This is a genomic window from Sphingomonas sp. Leaf208, from assembly GCF_001421415.1.
Lineage (GTDB): Bacteria > Pseudomonadota > Alphaproteobacteria > Sphingomonadales > Sphingomonadaceae > Sphingomonas.
This window is the reverse complement of the sequence record NZ_LMKH01000038.1, coordinates 1-13931: the sequence shown is the minus strand read 5'-3', so window position 1 is coordinate 13931 and position 13931 is coordinate 1. Positions and strand designations below refer to the sequence as shown.

The window sequence follows — 13931 nt, the reverse complement described above, 5'->3', positions numbered from 1 at the left end:
GATGCGATCCAGTATATTGAGACGACGGGGTGTCGATGAGCGCAGTTGTCCAAGGACTTTCCGTCCTTCACGACCGTGCGGTACCGTTTCTACTGGAAGCGCGACGACGGCCTGCTTGATGTCATCGACACAGTGATCGCGGCATGGTGCGAATATCAGAAGGCCATATGCCGGGGGCTACTAAGCGTCATCGATAGCTAGTTGGCGAATGACCGCTAAGATAAGTGGGCCTCGCGAATACGACGCCTGTAAGAAGATGAGGGCACACAAACGCCGTCGTGAACGACGCGGTCGGCAATATGGTCCAAGGCGTGGTACATGAAGCCGATGTTCAGGATCGCGACCGGGTGTACGGCTTGATCGAACGATCCTGCGACGCGTACCGCGCCCGCTACGCTGAACGCCGATGTTGGCTATGCTGGTCAAAAGCTTAACGCATCGGTCGCGCGCCTTGATTATCTGACGATCGAGATCATCGCACGTTCCGGCCTGACGATTTGATCGTTCTACGACGGCTTTTCATTCCCTGCCGTGGCCCAACCGACGCCCACCGCTCGCTACACAAGATGAGCCTTACTCAGAGTTGAGATGCTCAATTGATATGGCAGGCGCGCAAACCCGACGCGCAGCCACACCGATTGTCAGATGACCATTGCGAGCATACTACCCCAGAGGATCAAACCAACCAGAAGTGATCCGACCAATGCGTAGGTGCCCTTGGCGGTCATAATATCATCCGAATGAAGACCGTTAACGTCAGTTCTGCTCATCGTGCATCCTCTCACTGCGCTGGGCCTGACCCTCTTACCAGTACTGGCAGCAGGCGAGTGTCCCATTACGGTACTATCCGATATGGTAGACGCCGTATAGCCCCGATACGACATAATCTGCATGAAAATAGGTGCTGCAGCGCAACAAAATCTCTACCGTGATCGATTACAATCGGCCCGCGGCTGTGATATTGGGAGTAAATTAACTGATACAATGACAAGACCGGTAAGGGGTATCATCTGACTATGCGGTCGGAAAATTTTGTTCTTGGGAGCGCATCGGCATGAATATTAAGACGTTGCGCTCGTGATTATTGCGGCTGAAATCTCAAATACCGCTACCGTCACGCCGCAATCGCCATTGTCGATCGCGTTAAGGGTGCTTCTGCCGGACGATGCGATTGCGTTCGGGGTTCCGTTGGCCACGCTGGGTCGCTGGCGAATTGGCGGTCCGGCGGATGTTGTCGTCACGCCACCCGATGTCGCTACGCTTCGCGGGGTGCTTGCCGCTATCGCGCAGGCGGGGGTTCCACATGTCATCGTGGGCGATGGTTCGAATTTGTTATATGATGATGCCGGTTTTCGTGGTGTTGTGGTACGCATCGGTCGTGCGTTCGGTAATTTCGTTATTGACGCCGACGGCATCGTTGAGGCGGGCGCGGGTTTGTGGGTGCCCTCCTTCGTGCGTAAGGTAATCGCAGGCGGCATGGCGGGTGCCACGCATGCAATAGGTATTCCCGGTACGCTGGGTGGCTTGGTCACGATGAACGGCGGCAGTCAGCGTCGGGGTATTGGCGAAAACGTCGTGTCCGCCGACGTCATTGCCCGCGACGGGACGCTGTTGCGGATCCTGCATGCCGATCTGGGCTACGCCTATCGAAGTTCCACGCTACAGGCGAGTGGCGGAACGGTAGTGTCAGCGCGCTTGCGTTTTCAACCTGGCGATCGCCATGCGCTGCGACGAGAGGCAATTGCAATCCTAGCAGCTCGGCGTGCCAAGTTTCCACGTGTGCGCGCCAATTGCGGCTCGGTGTTCGTAAGCGACCCGGCCCTCTACAACTTGATTGGCCCTCCTGGACTGGCGATAGAGCGTGCCGGCCTGAAGGGCGCGTCGGTAGGAGGCGCGCAGATGTCACCCGATCACGCCAATTTCATTGTCAATAACGGGGGAGCACGCTCTAGAGACGTGCTCGAATTGATCGCTCTTGCTCGCAGGCGGGTACAGGAATTAACCGGCATAGCAATGATCGCAGAAGTCCGTCACCTCGCGCCCGACGGAACAATGCGTCCCGCGCACGAAATTGCTGACATGCTCGCTATCGAAACAACACAGGGAACATCCTGATGAATACTAATATTGCTAGCCTGAACCTAGCTTCTGACGATGTCATTACCGACGATAGTGCATCGCTTTCCAGCATTCTGCGTGTCGAGCGCTCTCGTCTGGTCGGTGAAGTGCGTGTCAGCGGGGCCAAGAACAGTGTACTGCGCTTGCTGGCGGCATCGCTGCTGACGTCGGAGCGGATCGTGCTCCACAATTATCCCGCCAGTCTGCTTGATGCGATCGTGCACGTCGGAATGCTTGAGGCGTTGGGCAAGACGTGCGTGGTGAACGGTGACACGCTGACCATCGAGGAGGCAACCGTTCCGCCCAGCGATCTCGAATGGCAGGGCAGGTCGATTCGCAACACGTTGCTCATCTTGGGCGCACTGGTTGCTCGCACGGGTGCGGGCAGCGTACCTATGCCTGGCGGCTGCGACCTAGGCGACCGCAAGACTGATCTTCATGAAATGGTACTGACCCGGCTTGGAGCTCGAGTATGGTATGAGGGTGAACGTCTGTTCGCGGAAGCACCGAACGGGCTGACCGGCGCAGATATCGTGCTGCCGATGCGGTCGACCGGGGCGACCGAAAACGCCCTGATTGCTGCAAGCCTCGCTCGCGGCACGACACGGTTGTGGAACCCGCATATTCGTCCCGAGATTCTAGATCTTGCCCGGTTTCTCGAGCGGATGGGTGCGAAGATCACCGTCTATGGTCAAGAATCGATAGAAATCGTTGGGGCCGAACAGCTTGATGGCATCGTTCATCGCGTAATGCCCGACAATATGGAGGCAATGACTTGGCTGATCGGTTCGGTTATTACGGGCGGCGACATCGAGATCCACGACTTCCCGGCTAGTGATCTGGAAGTACCACTGATCTTCTTACGCGAGAGCGGTGCCAAGGTTTTCTGCGCTGGTGACACCGCGATCGTCCGTTCGGGGCGCGCTTACCCCGTCGAGATTTCTACCGGTCCCTACCCCGGCATCAATTCTGACATGCAGCCGCTGTTCGCGGCTATGGGGGCCTGCGCACGCGGTGAGTCTCGGATCGTCGATCTCCGCTTCATAAATCGCTATGCCTATTTAGAGGAGTTCGCGAAGATGGGCATCGCTAGCGATGTCCGCAGCGGAACAGCTCATATTCAGGGTACCAGCGCTATCCACGGTGCAGATGTGCGTGCGCTCGATCTGCGGGCCGGGTCCGCGCTGTCGTTGCTTGGGATGGTCGCGAACGGATCGACCCGTATTACTGACGCCTGGCAGATCGAACGCGGCTATGACCAGTTCCTGGCAAAGGCCAAGGCACTCGGAGCCAATATGCAATACGGCGGCTGATCGTCAACGGTTCCAAATACAGTTCTAACAACCCCGTTTCTTTAGCAAAGGCCTGCATTACGGTGTCGGACTATCTTATTCATTCCAATCCGTTGCGAGCCGCGCTGCGGGCGTGCCGGCGGCATTTCATCCAGGCGGGACTATTTTCGGGACTAATTAACGTCCTGTATTTGGTGCCGTCGATTTATATGCTTCAGGTTTACGATCGAGTGGTGCCGACCCGAGGTGATGCGACCTTACTGGTGCTGACGCTGATCCTAGCGGTATCGCTAATCGTTTTTGCGTTGCTGGATGCGGTGCGCATGCGGTTGCTATTACGCGCAAGCGTCCGGCTTGAGAAACAGGCCGCCCCCAATATTCTTCACCGGATCATGGGGGCCAGCGGTGCGACCCCAATTCAACGGGCGCAGGCCATGCGCGACTTTGATACCCTTCGCGGCGTGATGACTGGCCCCGCAATCGTAGCAATATTTGATGCCCCCTGGGCACCAATTTATATTATTATATCATACCTTTTGCACCCGCTGATTGGCTTGCTGGCGCTCGTAGCGTCGATCTTGCTGGTTGCGGTGGCGCTTGCCAGTGATTTCGCCACACGCAAGGCTGTCGCAGAAACGACGGTGCGGTCCAGTGCGGCGTATAGAAGCCAGGATTATTCGATTACCGCTTCCGAAACGGTCCGAGCGCTCGGAATGCGGGGTTCTCTTGTCACCCGCCACTTGCTCGAACGTGCCGACCTTGTCCGGAGACAGGGTGATCTTGCGTCGAGTTCGGGCTTGTTCCTTGCCACAACCAAATTCTTGCGAATGCTGTTCCAGTCGTTGGCCCTGGCGCTCGGCGCATATCTAGCGATTCATCAGAGTATTTCTGCAGGCTCGATCTTTGCCGCCTCGCTAATCCTTGGTCGTGCGCTGCAGCCGGTCGAACAGATTTTAGGGGCGATGAAAAGCGTTCTGTCGGCGCGCAACGCCTATCGCGGACTGGACGACTTTTGTCGTCTACCTGACATAACGGTGCCGCGTACCACCCTTCCCGCGCCAGTTGGTCTAATAGAGGTGGACGGCATCTCGGTGCGCGCGCCGGGAAGCGATCGCGAACTACTGTCTGATATCCGGTTCACTGTACAGCCTGGAGAAATCGTCGCGTTAGTCGGGCCTAGCGGTGCTGGCAAATCGACCCTGCTGCGCGTTCTAGCGGGGGCACTCGAACCGGATCGCGGCGAAGTCCGGATTGACGGCGCGCGCCTGTCGGATTGGAACGGCGACGAACTAGGTCGCAACGTTGGTTATATGCCGCAGACCCCAACCTTGTTTCCTGCCAACGTCCACTCCAACATCTCACGCTTCTCGATGTTCTCCGAAACGCCGACCGAGCACCTCGACCAGAAAGTCGTTCATGCGGCCATGCTCGCCGGCGCACACGAACTGATCCTACAATTTCCCCAAGGCTACGAGACGCAGCTCAGCGTGCGTGAAGGGGGTGGGCTTTCGGCGGGACAACGCCAGGTCGTGGCGCTAGCCCGCGCGTTGTTCGGGGCCCCCAAGATTTTGTTTCTCGATGAGCCCAATGCGCACCTCGACGCGAGCGGCGAAACACGTCTCATGGCGACACTGCGTACTCTTAAAGAGGCAGGTGCGACAGTAGTGGTGTCCACCCACCGCACCGGATTGCTCCAGGCCGTCGACAAGATCCTGTTGTTGCGCGATGGCAAGGTGCAGATGTTCGGTCCGAAGGATGAGCTGACGCGACCCCGTCCCGCCGGCGTTGAGGACGCTAATGCGCCATCAGGCCGCCAAACCGAAGGTGTGCCTGAAATAAGTAATGAAAGCGATGCGCCCAAGTCCGAAGGAGTGCAGCAGTGAGTTCGGGTACCATTATTCCGCATGTTCAGGGCGGTGTCGCCCCGATAGGACAGACGATCCGTGAGCGAATGGCTCTCGAGGACTCGCCGCGAGATGCGCTATGGATTGGTTGGATCGTTGCAATTGTTTTTTTCGTTATACTAGGCGGATGGGCTGCCTTCGCGCGGCTCGACGCAGCGGCACAAGGCGAAGGCCAAGTATCGGTATCGGGCAATCGTCAGACCGTTCAACACCGGGACGGCGGGATTGTCCAGGCGCTTGACGTGCGCGAGGGACAGCACGTCAAGGACGGCCAAGTCTTGATCCGCTTGCAGGGGGCTGAGGTCGCTGCGACTGAGCGTGCGTTGGCAGGTAGCGTGATCGACCTTCAGGCGCAGCGGGCCCGATTAGAAGCCGACATCCGTGGGGGCGCCATTCAATGGCCTGCGACGTTCGCGCAGGCCACGGGAGACGATGTGCAACTGGTCGACCGAGCCAAGCGCATTCAGTTAGCGCAGGTCAACGCGCGCGGTAATTCGCTTGCATCGAACCGTGCGGTATTGCGGCAGCAAGAGGCCGAGGTTGCTAGCCAGTCGGTCGGTTACACCGCGCAATCGCGGGCTAGTATCGCCCAACGCGAGTCGCTTCAGCAACAGCTCGAAAGCACCCGTAAGTTGGCCGACGAAGGCTATGTATCACGTAACTCGGTGCGGGCAATTGAACGATCGATTCAACAGTTGCAGGGTGCCGACGCCGATTATGCGTCACGTGCAGCTGCGGCGCGCCAGCAGATCGGTCAGACACGCGAACAGGTGATCGCCACGTCGCGTAAATATGTCGAGGACAGCGCTGCCCTGCTGCGTGACACGCAGTTTCAGCTGAACGAAGCGATGCCCAAGTTGATCGCGGCTAAGGAACAACTGGAGCGAACGGTCATCCGCGCCCCCGTTTCCGGTAGAGTTGTTGGCCTGCGGATTTTCTCGCGCGGAGGGGTAGTTCAGGCTGGGCAACCGATCATGGACATTGTTCCAGATGCCGCACCGCTCATCATCAAGGCCAATTTTCAGCCAAGCGATATCGACGGCGTTACCGAGGGTGTCGAAGCGGAAGTCCGTTTCCTGTCGTTGCATGAGCGTGATCTTCCTATCTTGCTAGGGCGCGTGCAGAACGTCTCTGCTGACAGTCTTCATGACGAGCAGAGCGGCCGAAACTTTTTCACTGCCGAGATTGTCGTTCCAAAGGACCAGCTCGCTCAGTTGGAGGCGGTACGTGGTAACGATACCGGCATTCGGGCAGGTGTACCGGTGGCGGTCTTGATCAAGCTGCGCAAACGTACTGCGCTGCAATATATGCTTGATCCGTTGACCGAAACCTTCTCTCGGTCGCTGCACGAGCGCTAAGAGTGAGCGCGAGTGTGTCTGGGCTGGTGCCAAAGCGTAAGGGAAGCAAGATGGATATGGCGGGTTCACATGTGACAGACGAACAGTTTGACCGGGAAACCGGCGCCAAGCTGATAGATCTGAAGCGGATTTTCGCTACGATCCGCCGTCGCCAATGGTGGATCGTCGGGGCGATGCTGGTTGTTCTAGCGCTCACCGCTATCGCATATGTCGCAGCACCACGGCGATTTACGGCAAGCGCCGTATTGGCGCTTGACCGGCGTGTCGATGAGCTCATGGCTGGGCAGGATACGCAAGCTTCACTGCCCACGGATTCGCCTACCGTCGATACGGCAGTACAGGTTCTTACATCGACACGTCTTGCCGAAGAAGTCGTTGATCGACTTGGAGTGTCAACAGTCGCGCGTCCTACGGGCGGTCAGCCGGTGACTACCGTTGGTGCACGGAGTGCTGCCATTAGCAAGGTGCGTGGTGGCTTGCAGGTCAAACGTACCGGTCTGTCCTATGCGATAACGGTTGGTTTCGATTCCACCGATCCGCAGCTTGCGGCGAGCATTCCGAACGCGGTAGTCGACCAGTATATTCTCGACCAGCGCGGGGATAAGGAAGGCGCGCGCGGGAGAGAAGGCAAATTGCTTGCCGATCGCATCTCTCAGTTGCGCGGCCAGGTGATACAGGCGGAATCGGCGGTCGCGCGATACCGTGCAGCGACCAATCTGATCGACGTGCAAAAGGACAGCACCGCCGTCCAGCAGGAGATTTCGGTACTTAATACCCAGCTTGCCGGCGCACAGGCCGATCAAGCGGCTGCCCAGGCACGTTTATCCGCGCTGAGGTCTTCCTCGACACAAAGTGAGGCCAGCAACCTGCTTCGTGAATTGCGGAGCCAGCAGGCTCAGTTGAGTGCGCAGCGCGCTGATCTGGCTGGTCGCTATGGTTCGCTTCACCCCGACCTCGCCAAAATCGAGCGGCAGCTTGCAGATATCGACCGCAGCATAGCTGCGGAAACCAGCAGGGTGCGCTCGGGTGCACAAAGTGACGTCCAAGTCGCGAGCGGCAGGTCTTCTGCCATTCGTTCGTCGTTGAGCCGTGCGGAGGGTGGTTTGGCCGCCGGCAATGCGGCATCTGTTCAGCTTGCAGAGCTTCAGCGCAACGCGGACTCGGTGCGCGGTCTCTATCAGACGCTGCTAGATCGTTACCGTCAATCGGTTGCCGGTCAAGGCACCGATCAGAGCAATGCCTATGTCATCTCACGCGCAACGGTGCCCAATTCAGCAACCTCGCCCATGCTAACGCTATTCGCTGGCGGTGGCCTATTAGCGGCCATACTCGCCGCAGCTCTGTTAGTGCTCGTATTAGAGTTTTTTGAAAACGGCTTGAAGTCGCGACAGGATGTCGAGACGGAGCTAGGTGTTCCAGTGATGGGCAGCGTACCTGACCTCAAGACCGTTCCTGGTGTATCAATGCCCCGGAACGATCCAATGGGTCCGGCAAATTACCTCGTTGAGCACGGCGGATCCGTTTTTGGAGAGGCATTCCGGTCGATCCGCGGTGCCTTGCGCATTGGTCACGCTGACCAGATCATCCGCTCTCTGGCGGTTACATCCGCTTTGCCGGGAGAGGGAAAGACTACAACAGCGATCTGCCTCGCCAGATCTGCTGCGTTGGCAGGGCAACGCGTCGTGCTGGTGGATTGCGACGTACGTCGTCGTGCATCGAGCCGTACAATGGTTGGCCAAGTCAACAGCGGTCTGACAGAGGTTCTGAAGGGCGAGATAGCTTTAGATGCAGCTCTGATACGCGACACAGTCTCCGGTGCCTATATTCTGGCCCAAGGCACGTCCAAGACGTCTGATTATGATCTACTGGTCGCACCGGTAATGCAAAAGCTCGTTACCGACCTTTGTAATCAGTTCGATCTGGTTGTGCTCGACACCGCACCAGTCCTGCCCCTCGCCGAAGCGCGTGTGGTCGCAGCTATGGCTGATGGCGTACTGTTCGTTACCCGCTGGCGGCATACCCCGGCCAATGCATCGCGACTGGCGCTAGATATGCTGGGGCGTGCCGGTGCCCATGTTCAGGGCGCAGCGCTGACCCTAGTTAACATGAAAGAGCAGGCGCGTTCCGGTTACGGTGACGAAATGATGTATTACAACAAATTTAAACAGTATTACGCTTAAGGAAATAGGCCGACATAGCCATACGTGTCGGCCATTCCGGCATTGCTTCGAATTGATAGCAGAGATTACAATCTGTTAGGGCTGAAGAGCGACTCGAGCGATAAAATACATCACTTATTAAAGTCTACATAGCAAACGAAAGGCCGATGGTAGCTTGAACTTGGCCGACGTTGCGCGGAATCTCGCTGGCAATGATATTGCTGCGACGACTGTAGAAATAGCCTAACCCTGCGTTGGCCCGCAACCGACGATTGATGTAGAGCTGACTTTTCCCTTCTGCGCCTAGGGCAGAGCCTTTGCCACCCGACGCGATGAAGTCGGTCTGTCTGTATAAAATCTCGCCTGAAAGGATCAGATTGCGCAACAACTCATGATCTACGCCAAGCGTAGCCTCGGTATTTAGCACACCTGGCGACACCGCTAGCGACACGTTCTGGAAGTAGCGGCGTCCTGACAGGTGAACCGTGGTTAATTCTGTAGCGAGATAATCCAAGTCGACGTCGAAGCTCGGCGCCCCCCTACTTGCGATGGTCGCTTGCTTAAAATCGGCGTGAATATAACCGATTCCGATGCGGCCCCGTAGCAGCGGCGTGATGTCGCTCGACAGGCCGATTAAAATTTCGGTCGTATTAGAATCCCGATCAATCGGGGGTGCCGGGAAACGGTAGCGGCGAGCATCCGCGATGCCTTGAATGAAAACAACCGGCCCTGTATCCAAAGCGTAGCCTAGTTGTAGCGAACCGCGGTACAAATCGTAGGAGCGAAATTGCTGTGCGATAGGGGTGCCGTCGATGCGCTCAGCATCGTTATAGTCATAGCGAGCGGCGTAACCTTGCGCTGATGCACGCAATCGTCCCAATTCACGGCTTATACCAAGAGCGCCTGACGTCAAGTCATAGCGAATCGGTTGGCGAGTCGATAGAACCTCGGTTAGCGCAGTCCGTTGCAAAAATATTCGTTCGCGGCCTATTTCGGCTGTCACCTTAGTATCGATGCCAATGTCGTAACGCCCCAGCGCGCGAGCGCGATAAGTAACACCGCTTTCGGACGTATAGGTTGCATAGGCACGCTCGTTGATAAACCCGCTGAGGAGGACTTGATGGCGCGACCAGTTGGACCGCATCACTGCTGCAAGCCTCGCATTTGCTGCGATATCGCTGACTTGGTTCTGCCGGCCATTGAAGACGTTGCCGTCATACGTCAGGGCCAAGCTTCCCACCGGGAACAAAGTGAAGCCTCCAACCGGTATGCCGGCGGCATCGAAATCAGGTCGTGCGCGAGTTGCTACTGTGGAACCACGACGACCGGAACTGACACCGACGACAGGACCGTCGCCTCCGTTGGTCAATGTATCACCGCGGGGCAGGCGTAGCGATGGAATGCCGATCAGCGTGTCGGAACTGCGGTCGGTCGCTACGGGCGTGCCGGGATCTGGAAGTGTCAGTGCGCCCGGGCTTGAATCGGCGGTCTGGCCCAAGGCGACGGTCGGTAGCCCGATCAGGGCGACTGCCGCCGAGATTGCGATCGGCTTACACATCGTAATTCTTTCCCCCTGATGTGGCGGCCGATTAAAAATAGCGCTCGCCGATTCGAAGCACATCACCTGGAAGAATTCGGACATCCTTGGCCAGATCAATCTCATATTCCTGGTCGGTGCCAGCTCGGCGCAGGAATGCGCGCTTCTTGTTCGCGCGATAGCTAAACCCGCCCGCAGTTGCGATCGCACCGAGCACCGTGGTCGCTTCGGTCGACGGGAAGCGACCGGGGCGCTGAACCTCCCCAAGAATGAAATAAGGTCGGAAATCGTATACCTCAACCGCGATTTTCGGCGATTTAAGATAACCCGCCGTATAACGTTGGATGAGCGCACTCTCAAGTTCCCGAGCGCTCAATCCGACCGCGCGAACATCGCCGATCAACGGCATGGTCACCGCGCCACTGCCGCCAATTTGATATTCGCCGCTAAGCGCGGGCTCACCGTAAACGTTCACACGCAATTTATCGCCCAGTCCCAGACGATAGACATCGGCAGGCTTCGCCGCCAAGTCACTTGGCAGCGCTGGCGGTCGGGATGCCGAACAGCTTGAGAGGATCAGCACGAAACTGCCCGTCAGAATCGCTGCCGGTCCAAATTTACCCGTCATTGCCGTCTCCTACCCTGTCATGTGCCTATATCGAGAGTATCACGCCCGCGCCAGCACGGGCTTCCTGCTCTCAACACTCGTTGGCAAGTGCGGTTGGCGATGGTAAACGTGTCAGAATAGACAGGGAATAGGATCGGGGCATCAATGAAACGGGCATGGTTCGGGGCGCTTGCCGCCTCTGCGTGCATGATGGCGACCGCCGCACAGGCGGATAGCTTGGCACAGGCGATTGCGGATGCGTATCGCAACAACCCTCGGCTTGAAGCGCAGCGCGCCGAACTTCGGTCAATTGACGAGCAACTTATCCAAGCGGCATCGCCGTATCGTCTGAACGCAACGCTTGTCGGCAATTTTGCTTACGACGAACAGCGTCAGCGCAGCCTGTTTGCCCAAGGGTTCGGTACCAACACCCGTAAGACTATGGGTTTTGCCGTCAGTGCTCAACAGATCCTACTTAACGGTGGGCGCACTGCAGCGCAGGTTTCGGCGGCCGAAGCGGACATCCTTTCCGGTCGCGAGCGGTTGCGCGAGGTTGAAAACTTTATCCTGCTGGAAGTGGTAGACTCGTACGTCTCGGTGCGACGCGACGCTGCCATCGTTGGCATCCAGGAGCGGTCGGTCCAATCCTACGAACGTCAGGCTGCCCAAGCGCGGGCGCGTGAACGGGGCGGTGATCTGACGCGTACCGACATCGCGCAAGCGGAAGCACAGTTGCTGATCATCCGATCTTCGCTGGCGCAAGCGCGCGCCAGTCTCGAGCAGAGCCGCGCGCGGTTCACCACGGTCGTCGGACGGACGCCAGGTGTATTAGACGTGGAAGCTCCGCTCCCTGGTCTCCCCCCGACAATCGACGCAGCCTATCGAACAGCTAATGCCGAAAGCCCGTCCCTTTGGCAGACTATTCTCAACGAACGCGCCGGACGGCAGCGCGTCGCTGCGGCGCGGGCGGAACGTGCGCCAACGATCTCGTTGCAGGGTAGCTACGGCTATATTAGCCCAGTAACTTACCAAACCGGTGATCTAGGGCGTGCCGTGTCAGGTGCGGTAAACTTCAGCATGCCGCTCCTATCGTCGGGCGTGATCGGATCGCGGGTACGGGCGGCGACAGCACAGGCACAGCAACTCGGCTTCCAGATTGAGGATACCCGCCGGCAGGTCAATCAGGCCGTGCTAACGAGCTGGAATCAAACGATTACTGCGCAGGAGCAGCTGGATGCCGGGCGCGCAGCATCCATTGCGGCACAAAGTGCGTTAGAAGGCGTGCGTCGCGGGTTTGCAGAGGGATTCCGATCAAATTTTGAGGTGCTAGATTCCGAACAGCGGCTTCTCAATGCCCAGCTCATCGTCGCTAATGCCGAGTACAACCACTACGCTGGTCAGGCAAACTTACTCGCCTATCTTGGCAGACTGCAGGCAGCTGCGCTCACCAACGTACCCGCAGCCTATGATCCCGCAAACAATCTGGAGCGCCAGCGACGTAGTCAGATCGGGCCGTTTCAACTAATCCTGCAACCACTCGACAAGCTCCAGAAACCAAACGGCGACACTCGTGCAGCGCCGGTGCTTTCCGCCCCCCCCGGCACACCGCAGTTTGCGCCTGCAACAGCCGCGCCTCCGCAAGGGGCGCTGGCGACGTCCTATCCCGTCGATCCCAGCGGGCGGGCGCCGATCCCCGATACGGAGCCACCCAGCATTCGCCGGTGAAGGTAATGGAGAAGCCGCGGTTTGGGTGAAGAACGCTGCCGTCGCTCTGTCCGCCATAGTTGCGGGCGGCGGGGGCCGTCAAAGTGCGCTGGTATCATTGTGTTACTGTAATCACTCTTATAGGCATGTCGAATGGCGAACAATTTCACGACTTCTGGTGGAATTGAATGTGTTAGCTTCCATTGTGGGACGTCGTTCAAGATGATGCTCCCCCATAGGCCTGACACGGGCTCGCAGGTTTGCGCGATGAACTCGCGGGGTGAACGATAGCGAGCAACACGATGCGGATGCACCTCGCGAACCAGCCGGGCAGTTGGTTGGTAAAACTCTGCGCATCTGGCCTGGGGTTCACGCGGACATAATCTCGAGTGAGGGTGCGATCGAACGCCTCCGCCATGCCGTTCGATTGAGGACTGCCAACCGGTATCGTACGCGGGATCAGTCCAATGCCCCGGGCGAAGGCGTGAGTGTTGCGAGCGGTGTAGCAGCTGCCGTTATCGGTAAGCCACTCAATTGGTCCGGACACGCGGTACACCTGTCCGTAGCGATGCTTGACCATGGCGACCATCAGGTCCTGGCCGTCCTCGGCAGTAATGCCGCCCGTTGTTGCGACGTGGCCCATCGCCCCGCGGTCGCAAAAGACGGGCGCGAAGGCGACACGCTCCTTCTCATCATTGTTGCAGGTGATCTCCAACCCGACGGAGCACTGGCGGGTGTTGCGCAGGTCGTCGGCGACCCGGCCATCGTGACGCCGTTCCTCGCGGCTTTCGCCTTTCCGCTGTAGCAGCCGCCTATGCACTTTCATGGTATGCATTCGGTGAGCGTGCTAGTTTGGCGCGACTGATGCTACGCGGCTTGCGCGATGGCTTCGGGGCGCTGCTGCCAAGCTTTCCATTCCCACGGCAATAGCTCGTGAAGTCGGTTCTGCGGATGGTCGGAGATCTGCGCGATGACCTCGCGCAGCCAAGCATGTGGGTCGACATCGTTGAGGCGGCAGGTCTGGATCAGCGTGTACATGGCGGCCGCACGGTCACCGCCGCGGTCAGAGCCGCAGAAGGTCCAGTTCCGGCGCCCGACCGCGACGGTTCTCACCCGGCGTTCCGCGGCCCCTTCGGCTTCGCTCAGGACAGGATTGTTGGTCATGCAGATCCTGCCGTCAGACACGAAGCGGGCAAAGCTGTCCCAGCGTGACAGCATGTAGTTGATGGCCTTGGCCAGATCGCCCTTGCGC

General features: G+C 58.3%; 10 protein-coding genes. 6 read left to right on the top strand and 4 right to left on the bottom strand.

Features of this window, described 5'->3' with window-relative positions:
- The first annotated feature begins 1077 nt into the window (after positions 1–1077).
- From murB to ASE69_RS20195, 5 genes are all read left to right on the top strand, one after another.
- On the top strand, positions 1078–2115 hold the full coding sequence (gene murB / locus ASE69_RS21610; RefSeq protein WP_200924213.1) for a UDP-N-acetylmuramate dehydrogenase: 1038 nt from the start codon (positions 1078–1080) through the stop codon (positions 2113–2115).
- Positions 2115–3431, top strand: coding sequence for a UDP-N-acetylglucosamine 1-carboxyvinyltransferase (locus ASE69_RS20210; RefSeq protein WP_082453281.1), 1317 nt, complete (start codon positions 2115–2117; stop codon positions 3429–3431). The genes murB and ASE69_RS20210 overlap by 1 nt, the downstream gene beginning before the upstream one ends.
- A gap of 62 nt (positions 3432–3493) precedes the next feature.
- Positions 3494–5293, top strand: a complete 1800-nt coding sequence (locus ASE69_RS20205; RefSeq protein ID WP_162236903.1) for a type I secretion system permease/ATPase — start codon at positions 3494–3496, stop codon at positions 5291–5293.
- A 68-nt stretch (positions 5294–5361) separates the two neighbouring features.
- On the top strand, positions 5362–6672 hold the full coding sequence (locus ASE69_RS20200; protein ID WP_056490777.1) for an HlyD family type I secretion periplasmic adaptor subunit: 1311 nt from the start codon (positions 5362–5364) through the stop codon (positions 6670–6672).
- A gap of 50 nt (positions 6673–6722) precedes the next feature.
- On the top strand, positions 6723–8852 hold the full coding sequence (locus ASE69_RS20195) for a GumC family protein (protein WP_156362437.1): 2130 nt from the start codon (positions 6723–6725) through the stop codon (positions 8850–8852).
- 124 nt (positions 8853–8976) lie between these two features.
- On the opposite strand, the gene ASE69_RS20190 is transcribed toward ASE69_RS20195, so the two are convergent.
- Both ASE69_RS20190 and ASE69_RS20185 read right to left on the bottom strand, forming a co-directional pair.
- Entirely contained in the window at positions 8977–10473 is a 1497-nt protein-coding gene (locus ASE69_RS20190; RefSeq protein WP_162236901.1) for an outer membrane beta-barrel protein, read from the bottom strand.
- The gene (locus ASE69_RS20185; RefSeq protein WP_056490768.1) at positions 10421–10996 is read right to left on the bottom strand and encodes a polysaccharide biosynthesis/export family protein; all 576 of its coding nucleotides are present in this window, start codon (positions 10994–10996) and stop codon (positions 10421–10423) included. Before ASE69_RS20185 ends, ASE69_RS20190 begins: the two co-directional genes overlap by 53 nt.
- A gap of 144 nt (positions 10997–11140) precedes the next feature.
- Between ASE69_RS20185 and ASE69_RS20180 the strand changes: the two genes are divergently transcribed.
- Positions 11141–12700, top strand: a complete 1560-nt coding sequence (locus tag ASE69_RS20180) for a TolC family outer membrane protein (protein ID WP_056490766.1) — start codon at positions 11141–11143, stop codon at positions 12698–12700.
- 196 nt (positions 12701–12896) lie between these two features.
- On the opposite strand, the gene ASE69_RS20175 is transcribed toward ASE69_RS20180, so the two are convergent.
- Positions 12897–13514: an IS3 family transposase gene (locus ASE69_RS20175; RefSeq protein ID WP_056490763.1), complete on the bottom strand. Its 618-nt coding sequence runs from the start codon at positions 13512–13514 to the stop codon at positions 12897–12899.
- Positions 13515–13546: 32 nt separating this feature from the next.
- A partial coding sequence (locus tag ASE69_RS20170; RefSeq protein WP_156362436.1) for a transposase domain-containing protein occupies positions 13547–13931 on the bottom strand: 385 nt, incomplete at its 5' end.

Coding starts and splice junctions, on each gene's coding strand:
- ASE69_RS20210 (WP_082453281.1), top strand. CDS start 2,115: ATGAATACTAATATTGCTAGCCTGAACCTAGCTTCTGACGATGTCATT.
- ASE69_RS20200 (WP_056490777.1), top strand. CDS start 5,362: ATGGCTCTCGAGGACTCGCCGCGAGATGCGCTATGGATTGGTTGGATC.
- ASE69_RS20195 (WP_156362437.1), top strand. CDS start 6,723: ATGGATATGGCGGGTTCACATGTGACAGACGAACAGTTTGACCGGGAA.
- ASE69_RS20190 (WP_162236901.1), bottom strand. CDS start 10,473: ATGTCCGAATTCTTCCAGGTGATGTGCTTCGAATCGGCGAGCGCTATT.
- ASE69_RS20185 (WP_056490768.1), bottom strand. CDS start 10,996: ATGACGGGTAAATTTGGACCGGCAGCGATTCTGACGGGCAGTTTCGTG.
- ASE69_RS20180 (WP_056490766.1), top strand. CDS start 11,141: ATGAAACGGGCATGGTTCGGGGCGCTTGCCGCCTCTGCGTGCATGATG.
- ASE69_RS20175 (WP_056490763.1), bottom strand. CDS start 13,514: ATGCATACCATGAAAGTGCATAGGCGGCTGCTACAGCGGAAAGGCGAA.